The sequence below is a fragment of the Prevotella sp. OH937_COT-195 genome (assembly GCF_003932845.1).
Taxonomy (GTDB): Bacteria; Bacteroidota; Bacteroidia; order Bacteroidales; family Bacteroidaceae; genus Prevotella.
Genome location: NZ_RQZH01000044.1, coordinates 1 through 5,131, shown reverse-complemented (window position 1 = coordinate 5,131; position 5,131 = coordinate 1). Strand labels below are relative to the sequence as shown.

Annotated in this window: 7 protein-coding genes and 1 pseudogene; all 8 read right to left on the bottom strand. The window is 33.1% G+C overall.

Going from position 1 to position 5,131, the window contains the following annotated elements:
* Window positions 1-190, bottom strand: a pseudogene (locus EII32_RS10900) (hypothetical protein); the annotation flags it as partial.
* A gap of 78 nt (window positions 191-268) precedes the next feature.
* Window positions 269-931 (bottom strand): hypothetical protein, encoded by a 663-nt coding sequence (locus EII32_RS10895; RefSeq protein ID WP_125235422.1) that lies wholly within the window; start codon window positions 929-931, stop codon window positions 269-271.
* A 29-nt stretch (window positions 932-960) separates the two neighbouring features.
* Window positions 961-1,413: a hypothetical protein gene (locus tag EII32_RS10890; protein WP_125235421.1), complete on the bottom strand. Its 453-nt coding sequence runs from the start codon at window positions 1,411-1,413 to the stop codon at window positions 961-963.
* Window positions 1,414-1,435: 22 nt separating this feature from the next.
* Window positions 1,436-2,155 carry a hypothetical protein gene (locus EII32_RS10885; protein WP_125235420.1) on the bottom strand — a complete coding sequence of 240 codons (720 nt, stop codon included), beginning with the start codon at window positions 2,153-2,155 and terminating at the stop codon, window positions 1,436-1,438.
* Window positions 2,156-2,225: 70 nt separating this feature from the next.
* Window positions 2,226-2,714 (bottom strand): hypothetical protein, encoded by a 489-nt coding sequence (locus tag EII32_RS10880; protein ID WP_125235419.1) that lies wholly within the window; start codon window positions 2,712-2,714, stop codon window positions 2,226-2,228.
* 189 nt (window positions 2,715-2,903) lie between these two features.
* The gene (locus EII32_RS10875) at window positions 2,904-3,380 is read right to left on the bottom strand and encodes a hypothetical protein (protein WP_125235418.1); all 477 of its coding nucleotides are present in this window, start codon (window positions 3,378-3,380) and stop codon (window positions 2,904-2,906) included.
* Between the two features lie 226 nt (window positions 3,381-3,606).
* On the bottom strand, window positions 3,607-4,311 hold the full coding sequence (locus tag EII32_RS10870) for a hypothetical protein (RefSeq protein WP_125235417.1): 705 nt from the start codon (window positions 4,309-4,311) through the stop codon (window positions 3,607-3,609).
* Window positions 4,312-4,324: 13 nt separating this feature from the next.
* On the bottom strand, window positions 4,325-5,131 hold an 807-nt coding region (locus tag EII32_RS10865), incomplete at its 5' end, for an RHS repeat domain-containing protein (protein WP_148096827.1).

Below are 5,131 nucleotides of genomic sequence, written 5' to 3'. Positions count from 1 at the left end.
CGAGACCGATTTGGCGTTCGAGTTCCTTGCCGTTGTATTTGTAGGATTGAAAATCACCGTTCAAGCCCTTGCCCATCAAACCACCGAAAGGGTAATAGTCGTTGCGTTCCTCCAATTTGCCATTCGCACACGAGTCGCTGTAAGTGTATTTCACAAATCTGTTATTAGACATCGTAACTTTCTGTGGCAAATTTAGCACATTATATTCTATTTTGCAAATTTCTTACTCATACTTTTTAATTGAGTTTACATATAGAACAAGATATCATTATTGTTTGTCCGGCTTATATGTTGTATATTGCATCCAATTCTGAACATTCTTTATTTTATAATTTTGGTCATATATCATTTTAATGCGAATAGTATCGTTTATTGATATGGACGTTGCTATTAAAGAATCTCCCGCATTCTCAATGTATATCACATAATGCTGATATTCACCAGACTTATTATATTTATTGTTCATTTTCACATGCTCTGAAATGACGAGTTTCCTATTGGAATCATAGTGGAAACATTGGATTTTATTTCCTGACACATTTCCGTATTTATAAGTCATGGTATCGTTTGAAAGCAATGCCGATTCTATTACAGAAGCCTCCTTATTTCCAATATTTGTTTTATTGTCTTGATACAAGCCGGTTTTTGCATCATTTGCGCCAGACATTAAATAGTTCGACATTACAAGTATTCTTTTCCCATCAGAATTGGCAAGGTAATAATACTGTTCTTTTTTATAAAATTTCCATAAGAGTTTTTCTTGTCTGTCTTCGCGTCCCACTTCACATATTGATATGGTATCTCTGTCTTCTATTACAGAAATACTTTCAGCACCATTTGATGGTCGGTATAACTTTGTATTTACAGTATCATTACATGCACATAATGTCATTATTGCACACAATACTATTGATATTTTGATTTTCTTCATAGTGTCTATTCATTTTTTCAATGTGAATATTATTCTGGGACAGGCGTGTATGTGATATACGGACTCCAGTCTTGAATATATTTTATGTCATAGTTGATATCATAAACCAACTTTAATTCCAAATATGTGTTTACGTCTTCATTAAATATAGATGATGACATTAAATTGTTGCCGGCATTCTCAACTATTATCCTGTGAGGGAGATTCCTCATGTTATCACTATATAGTGTGTCAAACTCCATACTGTTTGACATTACCATTTTTCTATCCTCTCCCATGTCATCTGTGTAATAATTACCTTGGAATTTATATAATTTTATCACAAGTTTTGACTGTGTTTTTTCACGGTCAACTTTATAAATAAATATTGTGTCATCGCTATACATCGTGACGAACTCTTTCGTCCAGTCTGAAGGATAAAATTTTGTCCTCTTAACAGAATTACCACATCCTACAAACAGAATAATGAAAAACGATGCCATTATTATTTTACAAATTCTCATACTATTTCCTTGCATTATAAAAAGTTTCCTTTAAATCCGGATATTTTTTGATAAGTTCGTCTCTTGTGTTATTGTAATTTATAGTACCACGTAATTGTTTCTTTTTGTCTGTTTCCCGTAAATTTTCATGTTCTTCACTTTGTGTATAACGATTCCAAATTCGTTTGGACTCATCGGAATTACCTGTTCTCAAATACGCATCAAAGATGTCATAAATATTAGATAAATGAACTGTAAATTCATGTGTTATGGTTTCAACCAACTCTGCTTCTGAATAATCCAAATCAAATATTATCGTGAACTTAGGTCTTCCATAATCGTCCACACCCATTTGTGTTTGAGCAGCAATCCAATGATTCCCAACGTGAAATTTTGCAGTCCTTGTTTGTTGATCGTAAATCTGCTCTTCTTGTAACACCAAGTTGAACTCTGCATATTTTCCATTCCCCGCTACTCCAAATAAATGTGACCCCTTAGGGGTTAGATTTGCAATGACCTGCTTGCCAAAAGAGGTTTTAGCAAACATAAACATTGCGTTTCTAAAATTTATTGGGCTATTATAATAGCTTGTAGGATCATTACTATTATTTATATATAAAATAGTCTTAATCTTTTTCCCATCAGTATCAACAAACCGCATCGGATTATTCACACAATACGCATAAGGACTTGTGGAGTAATATTTCTCCGCCAGCTGATATATCATAGTATCGCGTGCCATAATCATATATTTCAGATCAATTTGGTGTTCGACCACCTCACTATTGTACTTGTATGGCTGGAAATTTATGTTATAAATCATTGTTTCTCAAATTATCTTTAACATATATATTTACGAAATCATATGTGTCAATAGCAATGGAAGGATAAAGTATATAGTATTGATCTTTTCTTTTACGAATGTTTTCACGTTTCCTATAATGAGAATCAGGATCTTCAATTGGAGCATAATAAAATAAGCCATCGGCTCTTCTTTTGTAATTTGGCTGTGGAAATACTTGACAATTAAAACTATTAATTTTACAGTTTAAAGTATCACTACTCTCAAAAAAACACAACATAGTTTTTTCATCTTTTAAAAATATTGTCAGGCCTCCCCGATTAGAGAAAATTATATAATCATCTTTCGGATGAAACAATCCCAAATATACATACGGCATGACATAACAGCCTTCAGTTGTGTTCCATACAGTGAAAGTGACACCATTTACGGTTTGAAAATGTCTGTACCTCGTAGATAAAAAGCCTAAGAATATCAAAAACAGTACTATAATTACCAATCTCTTATTGCTATACTTGTCTATCATCAACAAGCCGAGGGCAACGAAGATGAAACAAAAAACAATCAAAACCAATACTACCATAATTATCAATATTTATCATTCTAACAATTGAGTTGCGTATTAACAAAAGTATCTTTAATACATTATACTTTAGCAGATTCCAATGCTCGGGTTTTCTGCTTTACATCAATATAATACGTAATAGTGACTATAAGTATAACCATTACTTTTTGTCTTTACCAAATCAAATTTAGTATATTTCATTCGAAAAAAGAAATCCTCCCTTATTGAAGACAGGACCTCATAAGGGATTCCGCATTTTTTAAAATCTATCGGGTTTCTTGAATTGTATCTGACAACCGTTCCTTCTCTTATTCCTAAAATCACAACTTCTCTAAGTCGAATGGAGTCTTTTCGTGAAGTGTCCCAATATCCACTATCATCTTTGCAGAACATCACATCGCCAACCATACCAACACCGTATTTCTTTAACGTGTCGTACTTGACATCAAAATCAATTATTGGGTCGGATATTGTGCCCACAGATGGTACATGATAGTCAACATACTGTTTGCGCTCATAGGACAATTCCTGCATTTGGTTTTCTTTAATGTCATTAATCCCAACGCTTATGAAAAAATCTCCGAAGCCTTTGGTGAACATGCACTAAAGACAAATATAAGAGAACATTTTATATATTTTACATATTTCTTCATAAATATAATATTTAGAATGTATATTTAACTGATAGGAATTTTTTTTATTAAAGATTCCCCCTAATAATTCCAATGGAATATCCATTCGATTTATAATTTGAATCATCGTATATGCACAAAACATCAAGTTATAGTCTATTGTTATCAGGCTCTTTGTTTATATCGTTATTATTTTAAAAAATGATTTTTATTGGTATCCTGTCCGTTTTCATACGTTCCTTATCAGGATTCCATTTTATCGTTTTTTTATAAATATCCTCTATCTTTTCAATATAGCATTGAGGTATTTTCGTACCAGAGTCTTTCTGTCTAAAAGATATTTTTATTATGTTTCCCTCTTTATCCGCAATACAATAACCGCGCAACTCTTCCGACTGATGTAAATTCAAAATGTTTGATATGGAATCCATGTAATTTATTAAAACTGTTTTGTCAGAAACTATTGAGTCTTCCACGACAGCCTTTGGTACTATATCATATCTTACCTCTTTCTCCATAATATTATTTATCAAAGCCAACAACTTCTTGGATGTTTTATAATACTTGCCATCATACAGTGCATGAAACCTATCAAGACACATAGTTGCCAGAAGTTCGCCCGAAAAATAAAAATAAATCTTGCATCGAACATCTATCACGGGATTTCCAGACGGCTTAAGTCTTTCAATTCTTCTCTGCAACTTATCTATAATTGAAATATCTGTTGAAATATATCCTGTTGATTTGAAAGCCTTTTCAAATGATTTACATGAAACATTCACATCTGTCTCCTTATACCAACCTGCATATAAAACAACTATGCTGTCCACCTTATTAATATCCTTCCCCAAACAGGTGAATGGGAGGATTAATAGTATCAGTATGATTATCTGTTCCATATATTTATCTATTCTATAACGATTTCTTCTTATTTCCATATATTATCACATTTTTTACTTCTTCCTTTGGCTTATTTGAGATTGGATTTATTGTTTTTATTGGATTTCCATAATGTCCGTCTCTTGTAATTTCATCATTTGATATCTCTCCTAATGCGACTGCAGTTTTGACTTCCGAGCCGGTGATTACATTTTTTTCTTCTATAGAATCATAATACTCATCAACATGCCCCTCGGGGAGTTGTTTTATATTTTCTTTGTATTCATCCGGATTTTTTTGAAAGTTTACCGCATGAGCAAATTCATGATTTAAACGTGAAACAGGAGATAGTATTGTATTAAATGTATCCAAACCATTATTCGGATTCCATTCTATTATTTTTGTAAGGTAATCAAAAGAATTGTAAGTTTCCATAGTTTCCTTTATAATATAAACTTCATTTACAGAATTAAGGTAATTATAAAGGTATCCACAACCTTTCTCGTTCAGATATTTAATCGCTTCAATGAATGAGTTTTTGAAACTTTCAGAAGAACCATTAGCAATCACCACTACTTTCCCATCCAGATCAACATACCGCATCGGATTATTTACACAATACGCATAAGGACTTGTGGAGTAATATTTCTCCGCCAGCGGATCCATCGTTGTGAAGCGGCAGGTGGCGGCATCGTAGCGTCTTGCCCCATAGTCGTAAATGTCGAGACCGATTTGGCGTTCAAGTTCCTTGCCGTTGTATTTGTAGGATTGGAAATCGCCGTTCAAGCCCTTGCCCATCAAACCACCGAAAGGGTAATAGTCGTTGCGTTCCTCCAAATT

Coding starts and splice junctions, on each gene's coding strand:
- EII32_RS10870 (WP_125235417.1), bottom strand. CDS start 4,311: ATGGAACAGATAATCATACTGATACTATTAATCCTCCCATTCACCTGT.
- EII32_RS10890 (WP_125235421.1), bottom strand. CDS start 1,413: ATGGCATCGTTTTTCATTATTCTGTTTGTAGGATGTGGTAATTCTGTT.
- EII32_RS10885 (WP_125235420.1), bottom strand. CDS start 2,155: ATGGCACGCGATACTATGATATATCAGCTGGCGGAGAAATATTACTCC.
- EII32_RS10875 (WP_125235418.1), bottom strand. CDS start 3,380: ATGTTCACCAAAGGCTTCGGAGATTTTTTCATAAGCGTTGGGATTAAT.
- EII32_RS10895 (WP_125235422.1), bottom strand. CDS start 931: ATGAAGAAAATCAAAATATCAATAGTATTGTGTGCAATAATGACATTA.